General features: G+C 71.6%; 20 protein-coding genes. 9 read left to right on the forward strand and 11 right to left on the reverse strand.

Features of this window, described 5'->3' with window-relative positions; genetic code table 11:
• Positions 1-32 precede the first annotated feature (32 nt).
• Complete coding sequence (locus GUY59_RS14225) at positions 33-3341, forward strand: AAA family ATPase (protein WP_138201117.1); 3309 nt, start codon at positions 33-35, stop codon at positions 3339-3341.
• 204 nt (positions 3342-3545) lie between these two features.
• On the opposite strand, the gene GUY59_RS14230 is transcribed toward GUY59_RS14225, so the two are convergent.
• Genes GUY59_RS14230 through GUY59_RS14240 form a run of 3 tightly spaced genes read right to left on the reverse strand, consistent with a single transcriptional unit; the run spans position 3546 to position 5955 of the window.
• A complete protein-coding gene (locus GUY59_RS14230; RefSeq protein WP_138201116.1) occupies positions 3546-4388 on the reverse strand; it encodes an ABC transporter permease in 843 nt (280 codons plus the stop codon).
• On the reverse strand, positions 4385-5362 hold the full coding sequence (locus GUY59_RS14235; RefSeq protein ID WP_138201115.1) for an ATP-binding cassette domain-containing protein: 978 nt from the start codon (positions 5360-5362) through the stop codon (positions 4385-4387). Before GUY59_RS14235 ends, GUY59_RS14230 begins: the two co-directional genes overlap by 4 nt.
• 23 nt (positions 5363-5385) lie before the next feature.
• A complete protein-coding gene (locus tag GUY59_RS14240) occupies positions 5386-5955 on the reverse strand; it encodes an NADPH-dependent FMN reductase (protein ID WP_138201114.1) in 570 nt (189 codons plus the stop codon).
• Positions 5956-6216: 261 nt separating this feature from the next.
• Here GUY59_RS14240 and GUY59_RS14245 point away from each other — a divergent pair, with 261 nt between their 5' ends.
• Positions 6217-7614, forward strand: coding sequence for a hypothetical protein (locus GUY59_RS14245; protein ID WP_138201113.1), 1398 nt, complete (start codon positions 6217-6219; stop codon positions 7612-7614).
• A 52-nt stretch (positions 7615-7666) separates the two neighbouring features.
• Here the strand turns inward: GUY59_RS14245 and GUY59_RS14250 are convergent, their stop codons facing one another.
• Positions 7667-9001, reverse strand: coding sequence for an alpha/beta hydrolase (locus GUY59_RS14250; protein ID WP_138201112.1), 1335 nt, complete (start codon positions 8999-9001; stop codon positions 7667-7669).
• Positions 9002-9212: 211 nt separating this feature from the next.
• Here GUY59_RS14250 and GUY59_RS14255 point away from each other — a divergent pair, with 211 nt between their 5' ends.
• The gene (locus GUY59_RS14255) at positions 9213-9464 is read left to right on the forward strand and encodes a hypothetical protein (RefSeq protein ID WP_138201111.1); all 252 of its coding nucleotides are present in this window, start codon (positions 9213-9215) and stop codon (positions 9462-9464) included.
• A gap of 53 nt (positions 9465-9517) precedes the next feature.
• Here GUY59_RS14255 and GUY59_RS14260 read toward each other — a convergent pair whose 3' ends face one another.
• The 3 genes from GUY59_RS14260 to GUY59_RS14270 form a co-directional block, all read right to left on the reverse strand.
• Positions 9518-10654, reverse strand: a complete 1137-nt coding sequence (locus tag GUY59_RS14260) for a serine hydrolase domain-containing protein (RefSeq protein WP_138201110.1) — start codon at positions 10652-10654, stop codon at positions 9518-9520.
• A 106-nt stretch (positions 10655-10760) separates the two neighbouring features.
• Complete coding sequence (locus GUY59_RS14265) at positions 10761-11423, reverse strand: response regulator transcription factor (RefSeq protein WP_138201109.1); 663 nt, start codon at positions 11421-11423, stop codon at positions 10761-10763.
• Entirely contained in the window at positions 11411-12682 is a 1272-nt protein-coding gene (locus tag GUY59_RS14270; RefSeq protein WP_138201108.1) for a sensor histidine kinase, read from the reverse strand. Before GUY59_RS14270 ends, GUY59_RS14265 begins: the two co-directional genes overlap by 13 nt.
• A gap of 112 nt (positions 12683-12794) precedes the next feature.
• On the opposite strand from GUY59_RS14270, the gene GUY59_RS14275 reads away from it, so the two are divergent.
• From GUY59_RS14275 to GUY59_RS14290, 4 genes are all read left to right on the forward strand, one after another.
• On the forward strand, positions 12795-13049 hold the full coding sequence (locus GUY59_RS14275; RefSeq protein ID WP_138201107.1) for a hypothetical protein: 255 nt from the start codon (positions 12795-12797) through the stop codon (positions 13047-13049).
• A 110-nt stretch (positions 13050-13159) separates the two neighbouring features.
• A complete protein-coding gene (locus tag GUY59_RS14280) occupies positions 13160-13687 on the forward strand; it encodes a hypothetical protein (protein ID WP_138201106.1) in 528 nt (175 codons plus the stop codon).
• A 67-nt stretch (positions 13688-13754) separates the two neighbouring features.
• Complete coding sequence (locus GUY59_RS14285) at positions 13755-14165, forward strand: cupin domain-containing protein (RefSeq protein ID WP_201760863.1); 411 nt, start codon at positions 13755-13757, stop codon at positions 14163-14165.
• Positions 14162-14620, forward strand: a complete 459-nt coding sequence (locus GUY59_RS14290; RefSeq protein ID WP_138201105.1) for an NAD-dependent epimerase/dehydratase family protein — start codon at positions 14162-14164, stop codon at positions 14618-14620. Before GUY59_RS14285 ends, GUY59_RS14290 begins: the two co-directional genes overlap by 4 nt.
• On the opposite strand, the gene pdxR is transcribed toward GUY59_RS14290, so the two are convergent.
• From pdxR to GUY59_RS14305, 3 genes are all read right to left on the reverse strand, one after another.
• Entirely contained in the window at positions 14601-16046 is a 1446-nt protein-coding gene (gene pdxR, locus GUY59_RS14295) for a MocR-like pyridoxine biosynthesis transcription factor PdxR (protein WP_138201104.1), read from the reverse strand. The two genes, GUY59_RS14290 and pdxR, sit on opposite strands and share 20 nt — an antisense overlap.
• Before the next feature lie 80 nt (positions 16047-16126).
• Entirely contained in the window at positions 16127-17293 is a 1167-nt protein-coding gene (locus GUY59_RS14300) for a zinc-dependent alcohol dehydrogenase (protein ID WP_138201103.1), read from the reverse strand.
• A complete protein-coding gene (locus GUY59_RS14305; protein WP_138201102.1) occupies positions 17290-17748 on the reverse strand; it encodes a hypothetical protein in 459 nt (152 codons plus the stop codon). Before GUY59_RS14305 ends, GUY59_RS14300 begins: the two co-directional genes overlap by 4 nt.
• 241 nt (positions 17749-17989) lie before the next feature.
• Here GUY59_RS14305 and GUY59_RS14310 point away from each other — a divergent pair, with 241 nt between their 5' ends.
• Entirely contained in the window at positions 17990-18682 is a 693-nt protein-coding gene (locus GUY59_RS14310) for a TetR/AcrR family transcriptional regulator (RefSeq protein WP_138201101.1), read from the forward strand.
• 13 nt (positions 18683-18695) lie between these two features.
• Here the strand turns inward: GUY59_RS14310 and GUY59_RS14315 are convergent, their stop codons facing one another.
• Positions 18696-19769 carry a hypothetical protein gene (locus tag GUY59_RS14315; RefSeq protein ID WP_161714538.1) on the reverse strand — a complete coding sequence of 358 codons (1074 nt, stop codon included), beginning with the start codon at positions 19767-19769 and terminating at the stop codon, positions 18696-18698.
• Positions 19770-20157: 388 nt separating this feature from the next.
• On the opposite strand from GUY59_RS14315, the gene GUY59_RS14320 reads away from it, so the two are divergent.
• Positions 20158-21063 (forward strand): helix-turn-helix domain-containing protein, encoded by a 906-nt coding sequence (locus GUY59_RS14320; protein WP_330849163.1) that lies wholly within the window; start codon positions 20158-20160, stop codon positions 21061-21063.
• Position 21064 lies beyond the last annotated feature (1 nt).

The following is a 21064-nucleotide window of genomic DNA, read 5'->3' on the forward strand; positions in this document are numbered from 1 at the left end:
GTGTCGGCCCGGCCGGATACCGTGCAAGCGTCATGTCCCAGGGCGTCACGTCGCACGAGCTGATCGGCAGGGAGCACCCTGCCGCGCTGCTGCATGCCGAGGTCTCCAGAGCGATCGGCAGCCACGGCGGCCTGGTGCTGGTCACCGGCGAAGCCGGCATCGGCAAGACCACGCTGGTCACCAGCGCGGCCCGCGAGGCCAGGCGGCAGAACGCGCTGGTCGTCGGCGGCGCCTGCTGGGATTCCGGCAGCGCGCCCGGCTACTGGCCCTGGGTCCAGGTCATCAGGGCGCTGCGCCGGGTCGCCGAGCCGCAGGAATGGGCGCAGGCCGAGGAGGCCGCCGGCGGCAGTCTGGCTGCGCTGCTCGGCGAGGCGCAGGGCAGCGAGACCCCTGACGGCTTCCGGCTCTACGACGCGGTCACCTCGGCCCTGGTCGCGTTGGCGCAGCGGCGTCCGGTGGTGATCGTCATCGACGACCTCCACGTGGCCGACCCGGCCTCGCTGCGGCTGCTGGAGTTCGCGGCCCAGCAGACCTGGTTCGAGCGGTTGCTGCTGATCGCCACCTACCGCGACGCCGAGGTCGAGCCGGTCGACCATCCGCTGCGCGACCTGCTGGCGCCGCTCGTCGCCAGAGCCACCACCATCTCGCTGACCGGGCTCGACCTGGCGGGCGTCCGGGCGCTCATGACCCGCACCGCCGGCCACGAGCCGCCCCCCGACCTGGCCGCGGAGGTGCACCTGCGCACCGGCGGCAACCCGTTCTTCGTCGAGCAGACCGCCCGGTTGTGGCGCAGCGGCGGCTCTGTCGCCGCCGTCACTCCGGGAGTGCGCGACGCGCTGCTGCGCCGGCTGTCGTTGCTGCCCCGGTCCGTGTCCGAGCTGCTGCCCGTCGCCGCCGTGCTCGGCAACGAGTTCCACCGTCAGGTGCTGGCCGCCGTCGTCGCCGCGCCCGTGGCCCACGTCGACCGACTGCTGGAGCTGGCCGTGGTCGCCAGGCTCGTGGTCGCCAAGGGCGGCGGCGTGTTCGCGTTCGCCCACGATCTGGTGCGAGAGACGCTCTACGACGCGCTCGACGACCCGCGCGACCTGCACGGCGCCGTCGTCGCCGCCCTCGACGGCTCGCCCGGCCTGGCGGGCAGGCTGCTCCCGAGCGACCTGGCCAGGCATGCCTGGCTCGCCGGTGACCGCGTCGATCCGGGGCGGGCGATCGACCTCACGCTCGCCGCCGCCCACGACGCGAGGGGCCGGCTGGCCGGCGAGGAGCAACTCGGGCACCTGCGCCGGGCCTACGACCTGAGCGCCGCGGCCGACCCGCGCAGACGCGCCATGATCGCCATCGATCTGGGCAGGGAGCTCGCCCACCTCAACGAGCGCGACCAGGCACGACAGGTCCTCGACGAGGCCGTCGCGATCGCCCGTGACCTCGACGACCCCGAGCTGCCCGCCCGCGTCGCGCTCACCTTCCACGCCCACTACGGCCTCGACCAGGCCCGCGACCTGCTGAAGACGGCTCACGCCCGGCTCGTCGGCGGCCAGGTGCCCGACGAGCGGCTCGCCCTCGACCTGATCTTCCACCTCGCCGCCCACGCCAGGCGGGGCGGCGACGACGAGGCGCTGACGTTCAGCCTGTGGGCCCACCACGACATCATCTGGGGCCCCGGCACGGCGGGCGAGCGGCTGGCGCTGACCGGCGAGCTGATCGGCGTTGCCCGGCGCACCGACGACCGCGAGCTGGAGCACTTCGCCACCGCGCTGCGCTGGGTCGCCATGATCGAGCAGGGCGACCCCCGTTACCTCGACCACTTCCACGACTACGTCGCGCGGAGTCGGCGCAGCGGCCGGTCACACCTCACGATGACCGCCGACATCGACGCCGGCATCCTCGCCGCCTTCGCCGGTCGCTTCGCCGAAGCCGAGTCACTGCTGCCCCAGATCCGGTCGGTGTCGCACCACGATCACTTCAGCGCCATGATCGACCACCACGTCTGGGCGATGTTGTGGCTTCAGGGCCGCACCACGGAGCAGCAGCAGGTGCTCCACGACCTCAGAGGCGCGGAGCATCCGTGCGCAGCGGTGCTGGAGGCGCTGACCGCCCTGCAGGCCGGCGACCTCGACCTGGCGCTTCGCCACTTCGCCGACGGCGAGCCGCGCCAGCGCATGGCCAGACCGCTGTGGCTGCGCTTCCAGGCGCAGATCGCCGCCGCCACCCGCGACCCCGAGCTGTGCACCCAGGCCAGGGCCGCCCTGGAGCCGCATCGGGGGCGCTGGGCCGTGTCGTTGTTCGGCTGGGACATCAGCGGCCCCTACGATCTCTGGCTGGCCATGGTCGACGCCGCGGAGGGGCGATGGGACGCCGCCGTCGAGGGGTTCACGGCAGCCTGGCGCTCCGCCGACCTGATGCAGGCTCGGCCATGGTCCATCCTCGCCCGCGCCCACCTGGCCGACGCCCTCCATGCACGAAACGACCCCGGCGACGCGAGCGCAGCCCTGGACCTGCTCGGCGGGGTGCGCGAGGAAGCCGCCGAGCTCGGCATGCACCACGTCCCCGCCCCGGCCGCTTCCCCATCCGGCCACTCATCCGCGACTGCCGACCAGCCTGCTGCCGCAGCCGGCACCCCGCAACCGCCGGACCACGCGGCCCATGGGCGGTCCGAGACGGACGACACAGGCGACGGAGCGACCGGGAGGGACAACGCGATCGACGCAGGCGGCGCGGTCGATGGGCAGCCGAAGGAGGTTACGGCGGACAGAGCGGTCGGCGGGGAGCGCAAGGTGGTTCCGGCGGATGGTGGGGTCGGTGGGGAGTTCAGGCGGGAGGGCGCGGTCTGGTCGCTGGTCTTCGCGGGGTGGGCCGCTCACGTGCCCGATGCCAAGGGCCTGCGCGACCTGCACACGCTGCTGAGCCGCCCCGGTGACGACGTGCCCGCCGTGCGCCTGCTCGATCCCGAAGGCGGCGAGCTCGTCGTGGCGGCCCGCAGACTGGGCGGCGACGACGTGCTCGACGAAGAGGCCAAGAGCCGTTACCGCCGCCGCCTGGCCCAGCTCGACGACGAGATCGACCGAGCCGCCGAGCTGGGCGACGACCGGCGGGCGGCCGAGTTCGACCGGGAGCGGGCCGCGTTGCTGGAGGAGCTGCGGGCGGCGGCCGGTCTGGGCGGGCGCACGCGGCGGCTGGGCGACGAGGCGGAGCGGGCCCGCAAGACCGTCACCGCCCGGATCCGCGACACGCTGCGCAAGCTCGACCACGCCCACCCCGAGCTGGCCGCCCACCTGCGCGCCACCGTCTCGACCGGCTCCACGTGTCGCTACCAGCCGGACGACACCATCCCCTGGCGCCTCTGACCGCTTCCCTTCCGGACGGTCGTGCCCGCCTTTCCGGCAGTCCGGGGCCGTCGTGTTGTCTGCCTTGTCGCATGGGGGCGCGAGCCCAGTCCGTCCCTGCGTGCAACAGGTCGACCAGCCGCATCTGATACTCGGGATCCGCGCTGGCGGTGACCCCGGTGGGCGGTGGAAGGACTCCTCCACCGCCCACCGTCACGCGCTCGCTCACTTGCGGTTGTAGAGCCGCATCGTCAGCGTGCCGAAGACGGCGATCATCAGCACCGACGCCACCAGCACCCACGTGAGCTCCCCGAAGTCGGGGGTGCCGGCCATCAGCGACCGTACGGACGCCACCAGGTGGGTGATCGGGTTGGCGTTGACGAACACCTGCAACCATCCCGGCATCGTGGCGGGCTGGACGTAGACGTTGCTCAGGAAGGTCAGCGGCATCAGCACCAGCATGCTGATCCCCATCACCGACTTCTCGCTGCGCAACATCAGCCCGAACATCGTCCAGATCCACGAGAACGCGAACGAGAAGCCCAGCAGCACCAGGACCCCGCCCACCGCTCCGGCGAGGCCGCCCTGCGGGCGGAAGCCGAGCACCAGCCCCACCAGCAGGATGACCGTCGAGGCCATCGTGTAGCGCAGGATGTCGCCCAACAGGTAGCCGATCATGGTGGACGGACGCCAGATGGGCAGGGTGCGGAACCGGTCGAAGACGCCCTTCTCGATGTCCTTGTTGACCTCGACCCCGGTGTACATGGTGATCATCACGACGCTCGTCACCATGATGCCCGGCAACAGGTACTGCAGGTATTCGGTCGGCGAGCCGGCCAGCGCGCCGCCGAACAGGTAGGTGAACATCAGCGTCATCATCAGCGGGAACGCGGTCACGTCGAACAGCTGCTCGGGCACGTGCTTGATCTTCAGCATGGCCCGCCAGCCGAACGTCATGGACGCCGACCACGCGCTCGGCCGCGGCGGTTTCGTGCTCGGAGCCAGTACGGTGCCGAGGGTCTCGGCCGCGGGCGCGTAGGTGGTGGGGTTCTCGGTGGCCGTGCTCATGCTGCTGCCTCCTCGGCGGCGGGGTGGTCGGTGAGGGCGAGGAAGACCTCGTCCAGGCTGGGCTGGCCGAGGGAGAAGTCGTCGACGACGATGCCGGCCTCGGCGAGGCGGGCGAGGGCACGCGAGGCCTGCTCGGCGGCGGCCGCCTCGCGGCCGTTGCCGGTGATGCGGGCCGTGAGCGCCACCGGGTCGGCGTCGAGGTAGACGGTCGCGTCCAGCGCCTCGGTCAGCACGCGCTCGGCGTCGGGCCGGGTGGCCGCGTCGCGCAGGCGTACGTGGACCGCGCCCGCGCCGACGGAGGACTTCAGCTCGCCCGGGGTGCCCTCGGCGATGACCTTGCCCCGGTCGATGACCGCGATGCGGCCGGCCAGTCGGTCGGCCTCTTCGAGGTACTGCGTGGTGAGCAGCACGGTGGTGCCGTGGGCGACGACGATGCGGACGATGTCCCAGACCTGGTTGCGGCTGCGCGGGTCGAGCCCGGTCGTGGGCTCGTCGAGGAAGAGCAGCTCGGGCGTGTTGAGGATGCTGGCGGCGATGTCGATGCGCCGCCGCATGCCACCGGAGTAGGTTTTGACCTGCCGTCCGGCTGCCTCGCTCAGCCCGAACGCCTCCAGCAGTTGCGCCGCCCGCTCCCTGGCGGCGGGTTTGCGGTGGCCGAGGAGGCGGCCGAGCAGGATGAGGTTCTCGGCGCCGGTCATCTCCTCGTCCACGGAGGCGTACTGGCCGGTCAAGCTGACGCGGCTGCGTACGGCGTCGGCCTCGCGCACCACGTCGTGCCCGAACACGGTCGCCTCGCCGCCGTCGGGCCGCAGCAGCGTGGCCAGCATGCGCACGGCCGTGGTCTTGCCCGCGCCGTTGGGCCCGAGCACGCCGTAGACGGCGCCGGCCGGCACCTGGAGGTCGAGGCCGTCCACGGCGCGTGTCTCGCCGAAGACCTTGACCAGGCCGGAGGTCTGTATCGCCAGATCAGGCATGGTGTTCCTTTCCGATGAACTGTTCATGTGACGTACGGCTGGGCCCGTCTGCCGGCGCGCAGCGTCCTGCCCCACCAGGTGAGCTGGTCGAGCATGGTGGCGACGGCCCGCAGGCGGTCGTCGGTGTCGAGGGGCGCGCAGCCGTCGAAGTCGCCGCCGAGCAGGTCGAGACCCACCCAGTCGCGCATGGTCACGGCGTGCAGGGCGGAGAAGACCGTGCGGAGCTGCTCGACGGCGTAGTGGCCGGCGGAGCCCGAGCCGTAGGAGACGAACCCGACCGGCTTGGCCTGCCACTCGTCGTAGGCGAAGTCGATCGCCTGCTTGAGCGGGGCGGGGAAACTGCGGTTGTACTCGGGGGTGATGACGACGAACCCGTCAGCGGCGCCGATGTCACCGGCGAAGCGGCGCATGGCCGGCGTCGCCTGCGCCGGGTAGTGCGCGGGGAACGCGTAGCCCGCCAGGTCGAGCACCTTGACGGCGAGCTCCTCGCGGCGGCGGGCCCGCTCGGTGAACCAGCCGGCGACCGCGTCGCAGGCGCGTCCGGCCCGCGTGCTGCCGATGATCACCGCGACCCGCAGCGGGGTGTTCGCCATGGTGCCGCCTCCTCGCCGAGCCCTGGCCCGTCACCCTTGAGGCGCTAGACGTCCGCTAGATCGGATCTAGCGGAACCGGGACCATGGCGTACCCGTATGAGAGTCAGATGATGACGGCTTGGAAATCCGGTGTGAACGCGGGCCCCCGCCGGGGGAAGACACAGATGACCCCATAGTGATCGTGTTGTTACTAACAGTTACTATGGGTCGGGTTGGTGCACGTATGCAGCGTGCAGCCGCGGATCACTCCAGGGGGCTGAAATGACCGATGACACCCGGGCCGAGAAGACAGAGATCGACGCTGAGGAGACGGCGGTGGGCGGCGAGGCCACGCTGCTGCTCGCCCAGGACGACCCCGCGGCCGCCGCGGCGGTCGACGAGGCGGTGGCGTCAGAGCTGCTGGACGACGCCTCCGCCCGCACCGCGGCCGAGGCCAGGCGGGAGAGCGAGAGCCAGATCGCCGCGCTCGCCGCGCACGACCAGGAGCGCGTACGCGGCCTCCAGCGTGACCTGGGCGCCATGGGCGCGGAGGTCTGGCCGGTGGCCAGGTGGTGGGGTTTCGAGATCCACCTCAACGAGAGCGCGGCGCTGCTGGCCTCGGAGATCGCGCAGCCGACCGGGGAGATAGCGGGCGCCGTGCTGGGCTCCTGGCTGGCCCGGATCGTCGAGCGTTCGGTGCGGGACAAGGCCGGTTGGATCGCCTCGGCCGCCCGTCCGTACGGGGTCCGGCTGGTGTCCCCGTGGACGGCGCCCGCCATGCTCGTGCCCGCTCGCGATGACGACAGGCCGGGCGGCGACGCCCAGCTCTACTGGGCCATGCACGAGCCGGACGAGGGGTGGAGCGGCGACCAGCCGTTCGTCGACCACTTCAGCGTGTCGGGGCCGGCGCTCGCGGAGTTCCAGGACCGCCTCTACCTGGCGCACCGCGGCGGCGACGGTGACTCCAGCCTGTGGTGGACGGTCTACGACGCCGAGGAGGGCTGGAGCGAGGACCAGCGTTTCCCTGGGCACTTCAGCGACTCGGGGCCGGCGCTGGCCGCGTACGACGGGCAGCTCTACTGCGTGCACCGGGGCGCGGGCGAGGACGCGTTGTGGTGGACCCGCTGGGACGGCACCGGCTGGACCGCTGACGAGCGGCTGCCCGGCCATGCCAGCGCCGCCGCCCCCGCTCTGGCCGCGTACGACGGGCAGCTCTACTGCGTGCACCGGGGCAGCGGCGAGGACGCGTCGTTGTGGTGGACGCGGTGGGACGGTTCGGGGTGGAGCCCCGACCGGCGGCTGCCCGGCCACTCCAGCCGGTCGAACCCGGCGCTGGCCGTCTACCGAGGCCACCTCTACTGTGTGCACCGCGGTGCCGGCGAGGACGCGTCGTTGTGGTGGACGCGGTGGGACGGCTCGGAGTGGAGCACCGACCAGCGGTTGCCCCGCCATCACGCCGCGGAGGGTCCGTCGCTGACCGTCTACAAGGACCGGCTCTACTGCGTGCACCGCGGCGACGCCGACCAGAGCCTCTGGTGGGCCAGTTTCAACGGCTCCGGCTGGAGCATCGACCAGCGGCTGCCCGGCCACCAGAGCGCCGAGGGCCCGGCCGTCATCGCCTACCGCGACAAGAACGCCACCCGCGACCAGCTCATGTGCGTGCACAGAGGCCGCCGCTGAGAGCCCGGAGGAAGACCGGGTGCCGGCCGCGAGCCGGCACCCGGTGCGCGGGTCACCAGCCCGCGAGCTGCTCCAGGAACCACTCGACCAGGGTCGGGGACACGCTGCCGTGCGCCGAGTTGGCGAGGTCGCAGCAGAACGCGTCGAGGAACGTCTCGTCCTTGGGCAGGTCGCTGAGGTCGCGGTAGAGCTCGGGCTGCCACTGGAAGGGGTCCCTGGCCAGGGCGACCGCGCTGACCACGGGGACGAAGCAGCCGGCGCGCAGGGCGTCGTCGATCGGCAGGCCCATCGCGTCGGCGACCCGGCCCCACGAGTCGAGCGTGCCGCCGGGAGCGCCGTCGAACGCGGCCACCTGGCTGGTGGCGCTCGTCCACACCGGCCCGCCGAACCTGACCGTGCCGACGTTCTGCAGCTCGCCCAGGTCGGGCTGGATCCTGGCGGTGAGCTGCAGGGAGTCGTGCCGCAGGTCGAAGACGGGCGTGCCAGGCGGCAGCCCGGGGCCCGTGCCGTTGCCGATCCCGTTGGCGAGGCCCAGCTTGTACGGGCGCATCGGGAACCAGCCGACCCGGCGCAGGTCGTCGAGGAAGTCGGTACGCAGCGAGCTGGCGGTGGTGACGGGACCCGAGTAGGTCTCGTTCTCGACCCAGGCCCACAGCAGCTGCTGCGCGGCCGGGCTGCGGATGAGGGCGGCTTGCCCCGGCCCGTCGGCGGCCGGCTGGATCGACTCGTGCAGGTAGGCCAGCTGCTGGAGCACCAGCGGGATCCACGCGCCGAGGTGCGGCGTGTCGTAGGAGAAGTACTTGTCCGTCTGGTGGTCGAGGCGCTCGCTCTCCATGCGTGCCAGCGCGTACCTGGTGATCATGCCGCCCATGCTGACGCCGCCGACGACCAGCGGATCGTCGCCCCGCCGCTCCTCGATGGCGCGCAGGACGCAGGTGACCGCCACGGCGGCGTTGGCCTGGATGTGGGTGTGCCGCTCGTCGAAGCCGAGCAGCACCACGTCGAAGCCCATCATTCTGAGCTGGTCGAGGAGGCCGGGTACGTTGTTCTGGTAGGGGGCGTTGAGGTGGAGCCAGAGCGCGTCGAGGTCGCTCGGCCCGTAGTTGAAGCCGTCGGCGATGATGAGCGGCCGGGCAAGCGCGGTGTGCCCCTCCGCCAGGTGCACGGCGGCCCGGCCGGTGGCCGTGTGGCCCTCGTGCGGCCGGTCGCCCACCAGGTCCCAGACCAGGTCGGCCCTGGGCGCCCGCCCGTCGCGCGCGGGCGGCGTGGCGAACCAGACTCCCTGCCGCCCGAGCGCGTCCGCGATGCGCTGGATCTGGTCGGTGGTGAGAGTGCCCTCGATCCCCTGTGCCTTGGTCTCGACGTCGATTCTCGGTTCCTGGGACATGTGCTCGTTCCTCTCGTGCGGGGCACCCTGGGCCCACTGGCCTCACCCTAATGTCACTCTTAGTGATATGCCGAGCACATAACGCAGTGGCGCGACTTGTTCGCAAGTCCCCTGGTTTCACCTTCTCCACTGGGGTAAGCGCACTTGCTGAGGCCGGGAGCCGGGCGCACGCGCGGCCACGGCGGCCGAACACTGTCGGCAAGGAGCCGCGATGTCAATGATCGATCCGGAATGCGTCCGTCAACTGCTGGACTCACGCCACCAGGACGCCACGCTGGTCTTCGTCCGCGGCGACTGTGTCGTGCTGCCGGCCGCCGAGGTGGACGACGCCCACCGGGGCCTGGTCATCGCCAGCCGCGAGGAGGTGGCGGCCCAGCTTCCCGACGAAGGGCCTCCCGACGAGCAGACTTTGGAGGCCGTCGCGACCCGGCTGGACAACATCGTCAGGGATCTGGGGGCCTGACGCCGGCGTGTCCGCCCGCTCACATGTGAGCGGGCGGGCACGCCGGCACGGGATCATCGGCACAGGGCGCGGTCCAGCGCAGTCTCGATCTGCTTGACGGACTTCATGTCGGCGGGGAGCGCGGTGGTGGCGATGGTGGCCGCCCGCCCGTCCCCGGTGGCGGCGTTGCTGGTGGCGTAGCCGGGGGCGGAACCGCCGTGCGACCAGGCGACGCCGCCGCAGCTCAGCTCGAAGCTCGCGATGCCGAGCCCGTAGCGGGCCTTGCCCGTGCCGTCGAACTGCGGGGCGGCGACGGTCTTCTTCATCTGCCTGAGCTGCTGCGGCTTGAGCAGCTTGCCGTCCAGCAGCCCGAGCATGAACCGGTTGAGATCGCTCGGCGTGGCGACGAGCTGGCCGGCGGCCCACGCCAAGGAGGGGTCCATCTCGGACACGTCGGTGTACGGCTTGTTGGGCTTCGCCCGGAAGTAGCCCTTGGGGTGCGTCCCGCGGATCCGCTGCTCGCCCACGCCCGGCCAGTACGTCTTCTTCAGCCCCAGCGGCTTGATGACCCGCCGGGTGATCTCCTCGCCGATGGGACGGCCGGTGACCTGCTGGACGATGAGCCCGGCCAGCACGTAACCGGTGTTGCTGTAGCTCCAGCGGCCGACGGGCGTGCCCTTCTCCGTCTGGGCTGCCGCGACCAGGTCGTGCGGCTCGTAGTGGCGGTGCTGGATGTCGAAGTAGTCCTTGAGCAGCACGGTGTCGTAGTCGGGCAGGCCGGCGGTGTGCTGCAGCAGCTGTCGTACGGTGATTTTCCTGCCGTCGCCGGCCTTGCCCCGCAGCAGCTTCGGCAGGTACTTCTCGACGGGCGCGTCCAGCTTGACCTTGCCCTCGCCGACGAGTTGCAGCACGACGACGGCGGTGAACATCTTGGTGTTGCTGGCGATGCGCACCTGGCCGTCCACGGGCACCTTGGCCTCCGTCTTGAGGTCGGCCACGCCCGCGGTGTAGTGCTGGGTGCGCCCGTCGCGTCCGCGAACGGCGGCCAGGACAGCGGGGAACTTGTGGTCGGTGACCAGCGAGTCGAACCTGCGCTGCAGGTCCGACGACGGTGTGGCCGCGCTCGCCGGGGCGGTCGCCAGCGTGCCGGCCACCGCCAGCCCGGCCAGCCCCGCCAGCGTACGCCGGGTGGTGACACGCAGATCGATCATGGGGGAACGCCTCCTGCTCACGGGCTGTCTGTGACGGCTTCAAGCATGTCGGCGAGCCGGCCGCCTGATCGATACCACGTGCTGGAGTCCGGTGGTACAGCCAGCACTACGCCTTGTGCTGCCCGCCGCTTTCGAGGTAGTGGAGCACGGCGGCCACCCGGCGGTCCGTACGGTCCGTGGGCGCCAGGTCGAGTTTGGCGAAGATGTTGCGGATGTGCTTGTGCACGGCGCCGTCTGTGACGAAGAGCCGCTCGGCGATGGCGGCGTTGCCCAGCCCTTCGGCCATCAGCGCCAGCACGTCGCGCTCGCGGGGGCTGAGCCGCTCCAGCTGGTTGTCGGGCCGGGTGCGGGTGAGGAGTTGCGCGACGACCTCAGGGTCGATGGCCGTGCCGCCGTCCGCCACCCGGTGCAGCGCGCTCAGGAACTCCTGCACCCGCCCTACCCGCTCCTTCAGCATGTAGCCCAGCCGGGCGCTGCCGTGGGCGAGCAGGTCGGTGGCGAACGCCTGCTCGACGTACGCCGACAAAACCAGCACCGCCAGGCCGGGCTGCCTGCGCCTGGCCTCGACGGCGGCCCTGATGCCCTCGTCCGTGTGGCTGGGCGGCATCCGTACGTCGACGATGGCCGTGTCGGGTCTGTGGGTGTCCACCGCCTGCAGAAAACTGTCGGGGTCGGCCGTGGTGGCCACGACGTCGAGTGCCTCGGCACGCAACAGCAGCGCGAGACCCTCGCGCAGCAACGGGTCATCCTCAGCGATCACAATCCGCATGGCAAACTCACATTCAAGGTGGTCGGCCCACCTGGGGGGCTGGTCAGCGCGAACGTTCCGTCGTGCGCTTCTGTACGGTGGCGGATCCCGGCCAGGCCGGATCCGGATCGTTCTCCGGCCCCGCCGCGGCCGTTGTCGGTGATCGTCAGCCGGAGCCGTTCGTCGCGCCGGCGGACGGTGACGGTGGCGCGTCTCGCACCGCTGTGCCTGGCGACGTTGGTCAGCGCCTCGGCCACCACGAAATAGGCCGTGGCCTCGACGGAGACGGCGCACCGGCCGGGGAGGTCGGCGTCGATCCCGCAGGGGACGGGGCAGGCCGCCGCCAGCCCGGTCAGCGCGTCGGACAGGCTGCGGTCCTCGAGCACCGGCGGCAGGATGCTGCGTACGAGCCCGCGCAGTTCGGCGAGCGCCTTCTCGGCGGCGCCCTGCGCGTCCTCCAGCATGGCCTCGGCGATCGCCGGGTCGTGCGCCACCGCGCGGCGGGCCGCCCCGAGCATGACGGTGACGGCGACGATGCGGTTCTGGGTGCCGTCGTGCAGCAGCCGTTCGATCCTGCGCAACTCGGCGGCGTGCGCGTCCACCGCCGCCGCCCGGGTCGCGGTGAGCTGGGCCACCCGCAGCGCCAGGTCGGCCTCCGGGCCGGCGGCCAGCAGCCGGCGTCCGTGCCACGCTTGCAACCGTGGCACGACCGGGACGACGAGCAGGGTGAGCACCACCCACCCGATCCCCATCAGGGCGATCAGGAAGGCGTCGAACAGCTCGTTCACGGCCAGCAGGCTCATGCCGGCCCCGGCCGTGTCGCCCGGCGGCGGGAGTTGCCACCACAGGGGATAGGTGAGGTCACGCACGGCGTTGAGCGGAAGGCTGACGCCGGTCAGGCCGAGCGCCAGCCCGAAGCTCGCGTGGCAGAGCACCCAGCACAACTCCCGCCGGGTGACCGGCTGCTTGAGAGCGGCCAGCAGGCCGTCGGGCACCGGATCGGCGGCGATGAGTTCCGGGCCCGAGCGGGACAACCGCGCCCGCTCGCGGTTGGCGAGGGCCCGCAGCACCCGCAGGGCGGTGGGCAACACGAGCAGGCCGATGCCGACCACGCAGGCCAGCGCGCTGATGATCACTCCGCACAGTGTGAACAGCGCCAGCACCGCCGTGCCGAACCCGCCGACGAGTTGTTCGAGCCCGTCAAGGGTGGCGCGTCCGCGAACGATCGGGTCCCATGGACGGACCGGCTCATCACCCTCATGGGGGTCGTTGACCGGCATCCCCGCACCTCCCGCTCAGACGATAGGGCATCGTCAGAGGGCCGGTGGAGATCATCGGCGGAAGAGTACAGCCTGCTGTACCTCCTGCGTCCCGGTGGCGGGATCGCCGGCGATGACGACGCTCCGTAACGTCGACGGCATGACGACCACGCCGAGTGAGGAGCTCACCATGATGAAACCCGAGATCGCCGTCCGCGGCAGGATGACCAGGCCCGTTCTGTGGTTGTTGCTGCTCGTCAGCGCTGTGTGCAACATGGTCACCTCCACGATCGGCGCGAACCCGCTCATCGGGATCGGCTTCGGCCTGCTCACGCTGGCGATAGGGGGTGTGCTGGTCACCCGGCACCGCAGGGAACGGCGCCGGTGACGGGCCGCGCGCCCGCCTGACCGGTCGTGCGCCGGGCTGGCCCGGCCGGGGGAGGAGGATCCCCCGGCGGGGGGAACCCCCGGCGGCCCGCTGCCGACAGCCTGACGGGTATGAGAAGAACCATCGCACTCGCCGCCCCGATCGCCGCTCTCGCCCTGCTGACCACCCCCGCCGCGGCCGTCTCGGACGCGACCGCACCCGAGAGGCCCGCGTACGCGCTGCGCGGCAGCGCCTCCGGGACGTTGCCCGAGTCGTTCGGCCAGTGGGCGGGGGAGAAGGTGCGCTTCGCCGTCGACGCCAGGAGCGACGGCGTCAAGACGCAGGGCACGTTCGACGTGTTCCACGCCGGCAAGCCGGGCAAGCCGACCGTGGGCGACTTCCAGGGCAGGATCGCCTGCCTGGTCGCGGGCGACGGCATCGCGGTCGCCACCGGCGTCATCACCAAGGGCTACGTCAACATCGAGGGCGAACCGAAGATGGACGTGAGCGGGAAGAAGGTCTCCTTCACCGTGCACGACAAGGGGCGCCGCGACACCATGTTCTGGATGTGGGAGTTCCTGGGCGCTCCCGTCAACGACTGCCAGGGCACGGCGCCGGTGTTCAGGCCGTCGAAGAGCAGCTTCAAGGTCAAGGGGTGAGTGGTCCACTGGATCGACCCCGAACCGGTCTATGTGCGTGGTCCGAGGCCCGCCTAGCCTCGGCAGTATGACGATGACAAGCAGGTCGGGAACGGTATTGACAACCCTGGACCACCAGATCCCGCCGTTCATCCCGCAGGGGGCGGAGATGATGACGGCGAAGGTCGAGTTGCCGCCGGGTGACCCGGGCACGCCGCCGCACCGGCACTCCGGGCCGGTCTTCGGATACATGCTCGAAGGCGAGATGATCTTCGAGCTGGAGGGGGAGCCGGAACGGGTGATCAGAGCGGGCGAGGCGTTCTGGGAGCCCGGTGGAGATGTGATCCACTACCAGGCGGCCAACAACCTGAGGGACGCCTGGACCCGGTTCGTGGTGGTGATGGCCGGCGTGCCGGGTGAGCCGATGCTCACCCTCGTGGGCGAAGGCGAGCTCGCGGCCCGTCGCGACCGCCGCGCGCCCAGGCCAGGGGAGGCGTGATCACGCACGTCCTCCTGGCGGGCGCTACCGGCGTGCTCGGCCGCCACGTCGTGCCGAGGCTGCTCGCCGAGGGCCACCGGGTCACGGCGCTGACCCGAGGCCGGCGACCGGTGCCGGACGGCGCCGCCGCCGTGCGCGGCGACGTCATCGACGCGCACGGCCTCGCCCTGGCGGTCCGCGAGGCCGCCCCTGACGTGGTCATGCACCAGCTGACCGACCTCCAGCCCGTTCCCGCCGCCGACTGCCTGCCCGCCTGCTGCCAGGCCGTCGGCGCCCCGCCGCCGCCCCGCTCGGACGCTCCGAGGAACCCGGCGGCGGGGCGGCGACAACCACTACGCCCGCAAGCACCTGGGCTGGGCGCCTGCTCATCCCTCAGGCGTGACGGTTTCGCCCAGGTGATCTCCCGTGCGGCCGGGGGCGCTCGGTGGGCTGGAGTCACGCCGGCCAGGCGATGAGCGCGCAGAGGGCCTCCAGAGCGCGGCGCCAGTCGTGCCGGGGCGGGGCGGCGTACCCGATGAGCAGCGCGGCGGGCCGGTCGCCGGACGGCTCGTACCAGTAGCCGGCGGCGTGCAGGCCCTGGAGGCGGACACCTGCCCGCCGCCCGGCCTCGATCAACCGCCGTTCCCGCTCGGCCGAGGGGAGGGGCAGCAGCGCGTGCAGCCCCGCGGCCACTCCCGGCAGCGGTGACGAGAGCCGTTGTGCCAACTCCGTGCGACGCCGCCGGTAGACCAGGCGCGAGCGGCGGATGTGCCGGTCGTACTCGCCCCGCTCGATCAGGTCCGCCAGGGCCAGTTGCGTCACGGACGGAACCGACGCCCCAGTGTCCTCGACGGCCCGGATCACCGGCTCGCGCAGCGACGGAGGCACGACCAGCCAGCCGAGCCGCATCCCCGGAGCCAGCGCCTTGCTGGCGCTGCCCGCGTAGACGACCCGGTCGGGCGCCAGCGCTCGCAGGGCGCCGACCGGGTGGTGGTCGTAGCGGAACTCCCCGTCGTAGTCGTCCTCGATCAGGTAGCCGTCGGTTTGCCGCGCCCAGCCTGCGAAAGCCACCCGCCGTTCGGGCGCCAGCACCACGCCCAGCGGGTGCTGGTGCGCGGGAGTGAGCAGCGCGGCCGCGCATCGCAGGGGCAGTCCTGCCGGGTCGGCGCCGCCCGCGTCGACGGCGAGCGGCACCGTATCCAGCCCCGCGGCCCGCACCAGCTCGCGGTGGCGGGGCAGCCCCGGGTCCTCGGTGGCGATCCGCGTGCCACCGAGGCCGCGCCTGGCCCGGGCGAGCAGCGCCAGCCCGGAGGAGAACCCGCCGACCACGATCACGGAGTCGGCGTCGGTCCGCACGCCGCGGGCCCGCCCGGCGTAACCGGCGATCGCCTGCCGCAGCACCGGCAGCCCGGCCGGGTCGCCGTAGTCCAGGTCGTGGCAGGGCGCCGTGGCCAGCGCCCGGCGCACGGCTGACGCCCACGCCGTACGCGGGAACGAGCCGACGTCGGGCCGGCCCGGACGCAGGTCCACCGACCAGAGCCCGTCGCCGGGCTCCGCCTCTCGGCCCTGTCCGGCGCCGGCGACCGCCTTCTCACCCGGTTCCGCCGTCGGGACGGGGGGCGTCGCGACCGAGGTGCCGGATCCCTGCGCACCGGTCAGCCAGCCTTCGGCGATCAGCTGGGTGTAGGCCTGGACGACGGTGCCCCGCGAGATGCCCAGATCGGCCGCGAGACTCCGGCTGCCCGGCAACCGGGTGCCGGGCGGCAGCCGGCCGGAGCGCACCCCGTCGCGCAGCGCCGACTCCAGCGACCGCCCGAGCACGCCCTGCCCGCGGCGCCCGTGGTGCTGCCCTCCCAGATGCAGGTCGAGATGCAGGTCCAGCCCGCCAGGCTGCTCCGCCACGCCGCCTCCATGCCCGTGAACGACGTGATGGATGGTACGCCCCCCGTGCCGGCGCCCAGGAGCAGGGCCGCGCGCCGCCGTCAGGGGCGGAACACGGCCCTGACGCAGCCGTCCTGCTTCTTCTTGAACAACTCGTAACCCATGGGCCCGTCCTCCAGCCGCATGGGGTGGGTGAGCAGGGGAGAGGCGTCGATCTCGCCCTTGCTCATCCGGTCGAGGAGCATCGGGATGTAGCGGTGGCCGTGCTGCTGGGCGCCGCGCAGCGTCAGGCCCTTGTTCATGACCGCGCCCATCGGGAACTTGTCGACCACGCCGAGGTAGACGCCGAGGACGGAGACGACGCCGCCCTTGCGGCAGGCGTGGATGGCCTGGCGCAGCGAGAGCCCGCGGTCGGTCTGCAGGCGCAGGGCGTGCTTGACCCGGTCGTAGGCGTACTGGGCGCCGGTGCCGTGGCTCTCCATGCCGACGGCCTCGATGCACACGTCGGGCCCGCGACCGCCGGTCAGCTCCTTGAGCGCTTCGAGGACGTCGACGTCACCGTAGTCGAGGACGTCGGCGCCCATCTCGGCGGCCATCGCCAGCCGTTCGGGGAAGCGGTCGATGGCGATCACCCGGTCGGCGCCCATGCGCAGGGACGCGAGGGTGGCCATCTGGCCGACGCCCCCGCAGCCCCACACCGCGACCACGTCACCGGGCCCCACCTCGCCGAGGTCGGCGCCCATCCACCCGGTGGGCACGGCGTCGGAGGCGAACACGGCGCTGGCGTCCGGCACGTTCTCCGGCACGGGGAAGGCGTTCACGTCCGCGTACGGAACCCGAACGTACTCGGCGTGGCTGCCGGCGAAGCCGCCGAGCGCATGGGAGTAGCCGAAGATGGCGGCGCCGGCGTGCCCGTTGGACGTCTCCAGTAAGCCGGGGTTGGGGTTGGAGTTGTCGCACAGCGACCACAACCCATCCTTGCAGTAGTGGCAGCGCCCGCAGCCGATGATGGAGCACACCGTCACCCGTTCGCCGACGCGCCGTTCGCGCACGTCGGGGCCGGTCTCGACCACCTCGCCGACGAACTCGTGCCCGAGCACGTCCCCGGCCATCATCGTGGGCACGTAGCCATCCAGAAGGTGCAGATCGGACCCGCACGTGGAGCTCGCGGTGACCTTGACGACGGCGTCCTGGCGGTTGAGCAGCCCGGGGTCCGGGACGTTCTCGACCGACAGCTCGTTCACGCCCGTCCAGCACAGCGCCCTCATCGCACGCCCTTCCTGGTGAGATGCCGGAACGCGGGTACGCCCACGCGGCCGAGCGGGGTGCGGTGGCCTTCGGGCTGCTGGTCGACCAGGAGCACCTCGCCGGTTTCGAGCAGCTGCTTCAGCTTCCGCACCCGGTCGCGGGTCTCCCCGTCGGCTTCGCGTACCGCGATCTCGCTGCCCCGCCCGCCGGGTGCGGGCTTGATGCGGACCTCGTGGCGTTCGGAGAGTCGGGCCAGCTCGTCGGGCCGGTCGGGGCCGGTCAGCCGCGACGGTTCCGTCTCGACGGTGACGGCGAACCACCCGTCCGGGTTGGGCGGCGCGGAGCGTGCCGCGCGCACGAGCGCGATCCCGGCCACCGCCGCCGCCCCTGCCACGAGCACGGCCGTGCGGCCCTTGCGAGCCCCGGCGCTGCGGCGACGTGCTCTCGCGCGGGCCCTGTCGGATATGGCTTTCATGCTCCGCGGCTGCCCCGGGCCGCCTGCGGCAAACCGGCTCAGCGAATGGACCTGATGGGCAGCACGGGCTGGTCGCGGTTCCCCTGTTTGGCGTATGTCGTACTCATAATTGGGTATGTTATACGCATGCCCGGCCGGATCCGTCGAATGCGCCGGTGTGCGGCCACCGCTACGGTGAGCACATGCGCGTTGAGCAGGGGAGCGGCGCACCGCGGTGGCGCCCCGGTGCGAGGAGAGGGCGATGACCGGACGCAAGGGGTCCGGGCCGCCCACAGGCGCCGAATGGCTCTGGGGAGACCGGCAGCGTGTCCCCCGGGGGCCCAAGCCGGTGCTGCACCTCGACCGGATCGTGGCGGAGGCGATCGCCATCGCCGACGAGGAGGGGCTGGCCGCGCTGTCCATGCAGCGGCTCGCCGCCCGGCTCGGCTCGGGCACCATGTCGCTCTACCGCCACGTCTCCACCAAGGACGACCTCGTCAGCCTGATGCTGGACACCGCGATCGGCCCTCCGCCGGAGGAGCCGGCCGATCGGGGGCACTGGAGGGCCGCGATCGAGCGGTGGGCGCGGGACACCCGCGACATCTTCCTGCGCCATCCGTGGGCGCTCGCACTGGTGACGACCCCTCGCCTCATGGGGCCGAACGAGACCGCCCGCCTCGAAAGCGCCATGGCCGCCATGTCGGGCCCGGGCCTGTCACCCCACGACGTGCTGAACTCCGTGCTGCTGGTCAACGGCTACGTACGCGGGGCTGTGCAGCCGTCCGTCGACCAGCAGGAGCCCACCTTCGGCCGCGAGCTGATCAGGCGGGCTCAGGACCGTTTCCCCCACCTGAACGCCGTGCTGAGCCACGTCGAGGGCAAGCCGGCCGAGGGGTTCGAGTTCGGCCTGCAACGGGTGCTCGACGGCATCGAGGCCTATCTCGGTCGAGCGTGACGGCCCCGCGCCGTCACGAGGACGACCTCACGCCGCCGAGCACGATCCGGGTGAACTTGGTGACCAGCGTGCATGACACGGGCGGCGCCTCGAATCCCGCGTCCGCGTCCTCCAGTTCCAGCTTCCCGCTGGAGAGCCCGACGGTCACGTAGTGCGCGTCGTTCCTCTGGCGGTTCGTGGCCCGCCGCAGTTCCAGGGAGTTCTGGCAGGACTTCGTGACCTGGTGGTCGGACCTGGTGCTGAGCATGTAGAGGCCGTTCATGGTGAGCCGGCGGTTCTTGACCTCCGCGGTCGAGTCGCCGCCGGTCTGGCGCTCGTGGAAGGCGAAGGCGGAGCGGAGCGTGAGCTTCTGGTTCTTGGCCTTGTTCGCCAGTTCGAGCTCGCAGTCGTACGGGCTGGCGTAGCGCACGTCGACGAGCTTGTACGACCTGCCGAGCGCGGCCAGCAGGTCGTCCTTGCGCCCGCACGGGTCCTTGCCCATGACGCCCACCGCCCGGCTCTTCCTCGGCGGGAGCTTCATGATCTTGTCCACGACCGCGCCGAGGTACTGCTTGGCGTGGCCGCAGCGCTGCGGCCACGGCCGGCTCTCCTTGCCGCGCGGCGGGGTCTTCAACAGGTCGAGGGCGAGCGCGCTGCCCTCGACGCCCTCATAAGGCACCTTGTAGTGGCAGCTGCGATGGCTCGCGCCGTCGGTGGAGTATTCCTCGCGGTAGATCGTGCGCCCGCCGAGCTTCTCCTCCTCGGCGTCCTCCGCGTCCCTCTTCTCGAAGTGCGCGTGCAGATCGATCGCGAAGCTGTAAATGCTCTTCGAGGGATCGGAGGAGCCGGTCAGGTACTGGCATTCGGTGAGGCCGGACCCTCGTACGGTGGCCTGCTCGGGGCCGTACTTCTTGAGCATGGTGTGCGGCACGAGGTCGCACGGGTCGGCCGCGCGCACCCGCTTGAAGTGCGCGAACAGGGGTCCGTCCCCGGCCAGGCGGTCATTCTTCGGCTGGAGCGGCTCCTCGCTCGGGCTCTGTTCCGCGGCCTCGTCCGAGGGTTCGCCGCCCGGCCGCTCCGCCCTTCGCTGTTTGCCGAGATCGATCATGCCGCAACCGCTCAGGACAACGGCGGATCCGACCACGACGGCAAGTGTTCGTATGCCTTTACTGCGATATTTCGAATTATTTTGAAACGTTGTTGAATTCATGGCGGGACGTCACGGTACAGGAAATTGCTGCACCGCTCCAAACCAGCCGCGGACCCGTCGCGGGCGGCGCCCGGCGAGCATAGGAGGGACGCGCCGAGGCAATGATCACTACGGCGCCGGATGATCGCGTATGGTTCGGGATCGGCGAAGAGAGCGAAACGTCATGGCCCGTATCCGGGAAATGGCGGTGTGTCGCCCGCTCGCTCCGAAATATGGTGATTGAGACCGCCTGCGTGGCAGGATCGTCGGCGGGCGGCCTGGGTGAAGCGCCAATTTAGGAGCATATATGTCGACTACTCGCGAGATGAGCGATCCGACCGATATTCCTGACAGGGATTCCCTGCAGCCCGGACCTACGGCGCTGCGCATATTGGTCGGAGCGCAGCTGCGCCGGCTGCGGAAGTCGCGAAAGATCAGCCGCGAGAAGGCGGGATACACCATTCGCGGCTCCCATTCCAAGATCAGCCGGATGGAGGGCGGACGCTGCGGCTTCAAACTGCGCGACGTGGCCGATCTGCTCACCCTGTACGGCGTGGCCGACGACACCGAACGCCAGGCCCTGCTCGTCCTGGCCGAGCAGGCCAACGCGCCGGGCTGGTGGCAGGACTACCGCGACGTGATCCCCGACTGGTTCGAGGCCTATCTCGGGCTGGAGCAGGACGCGGCGCTGATCCGTACGCACGAGATCCAGTTCGTCCCCGGCCTGCTGCAGACCGAGGACTACGCCCGCGCGGTCGTCGCGCAGGGACACAAGGACGAGCCCGCCGAGCTGATCGAACACCGCGTCGAGCTGCGGATGCGCCGCCAGAGCATCCTCAGCGAGCCCGCGACGCACAAGGTGTGGGCGATCCTGGACGAGGCGGCGCTGCACCGCCGCGTCGGCGGCGCGACGGTCATGCGCGACCAGCTCCGTCACCTCGCCGAGCGGGCCGAGCTGCCGCACGTCACCGTGCAGGTGGTCCCGTTCGGCTCGGACAGCGTGGCCGGCGGGGTCGGCCCCGTCACCATCTTGCGCTTCGCCCAGGCCGAGCTGGACGACGTGGTCTACCTCGAACACCTCGCCGGCGCGCAGTATCTCACCAAGGACTCCGAGGTCCGGCCCTACCAGCACCTGATGAACGAGCTCAGCGTGCAGGCGCCGCCACCCTCCGAGACCCCGGAGATCCTGCGTCAGATCATGGCCGCGATGTAGC

Origin of the sequence: Nonomuraea sp. K271 (assembly GCF_009908215.1) — a bacterium.
GTDB lineage: Bacteria > Actinomycetota > Actinomycetes > Streptosporangiales > Streptosporangiaceae > Nonomuraea > Nonomuraea longispora.

Coding starts and splice junctions, on each gene's coding strand:
- GUY59_RS14225 (WP_138201117.1), top strand. CDS start 33: ATGTCCCAGGGCGTCACGTCGCACGAGCTGATCGGCAGGGAGCACCCT.
- GUY59_RS14230 (WP_138201116.1), bottom strand. CDS start 4,388: ATGAGCACGGCCACCGAGAACCCCACCACCTACGCGCCCGCGGCCGAG.
- GUY59_RS14235 (WP_138201115.1), bottom strand. CDS start 5,362: ATGCCTGATCTGGCGATACAGACCTCCGGCCTGGTCAAGGTCTTCGGC.
- GUY59_RS14240 (WP_138201114.1), bottom strand. CDS start 5,955: ATGGCGAACACCCCGCTGCGGGTCGCGGTGATCATCGGCAGCACGCGG.
- GUY59_RS14245 (WP_138201113.1), top strand. CDS start 6,217: ATGACCGATGACACCCGGGCCGAGAAGACAGAGATCGACGCTGAGGAG.
- GUY59_RS14250 (WP_138201112.1), bottom strand. CDS start 9,001: ATGTCCCAGGAACCGAGAATCGACGTCGAGACCAAGGCACAGGGGATC.
- GUY59_RS14255 (WP_138201111.1), top strand. CDS start 9,213: ATGTCAATGATCGATCCGGAATGCGTCCGTCAACTGCTGGACTCACGC.
- GUY59_RS14260 (WP_138201110.1), bottom strand. CDS start 10,654: ATGATCGATCTGCGTGTCACCACCCGGCGTACGCTGGCGGGGCTGGCC.
- GUY59_RS14265 (WP_138201109.1), bottom strand. CDS start 11,423: ATGCGGATTGTGATCGCTGAGGATGACCCGTTGCTGCGCGAGGGTCTC.
- GUY59_RS14270 (WP_138201108.1), bottom strand. CDS start 12,682: ATGCCGGTCAACGACCCCCATGAGGGTGATGAGCCGGTCCGTCCATGG.
- GUY59_RS14275 (WP_138201107.1), top strand. CDS start 12,795: ATGACGACGCTCCGTAACGTCGACGGCATGACGACCACGCCGAGTGAG.
- GUY59_RS14280 (WP_138201106.1), top strand. CDS start 13,160: ATGAGAAGAACCATCGCACTCGCCGCCCCGATCGCCGCTCTCGCCCTG.
- GUY59_RS14285 (WP_201760863.1), top strand. CDS start 13,755: ATGACGATGACAAGCAGGTCGGGAACGGTATTGACAACCCTGGACCAC.
- GUY59_RS14300 (WP_138201103.1), bottom strand. CDS start 17,293: ATGAGGGCGCTGTGCTGGACGGGCGTGAACGAGCTGTCGGTCGAGAAC.
- GUY59_RS14305 (WP_138201102.1), bottom strand. CDS start 17,748: ATGAAAGCCATATCCGACAGGGCCCGCGCGAGAGCACGTCGCCGCAGC.
- GUY59_RS14310 (WP_138201101.1), top strand. CDS start 17,990: ATGACCGGACGCAAGGGGTCCGGGCCGCCCACAGGCGCCGAATGGCTC.
- GUY59_RS14315 (WP_161714538.1), bottom strand. CDS start 19,769: ATGATCGATCTCGGCAAACAGCGAAGGGCGGAGCGGCCGGGCGGCGAA.
- GUY59_RS14320 (WP_330849163.1), top strand. CDS start 20,158: ATGTCGACTACTCGCGAGATGAGCGATCCGACCGATATTCCTGACAGG.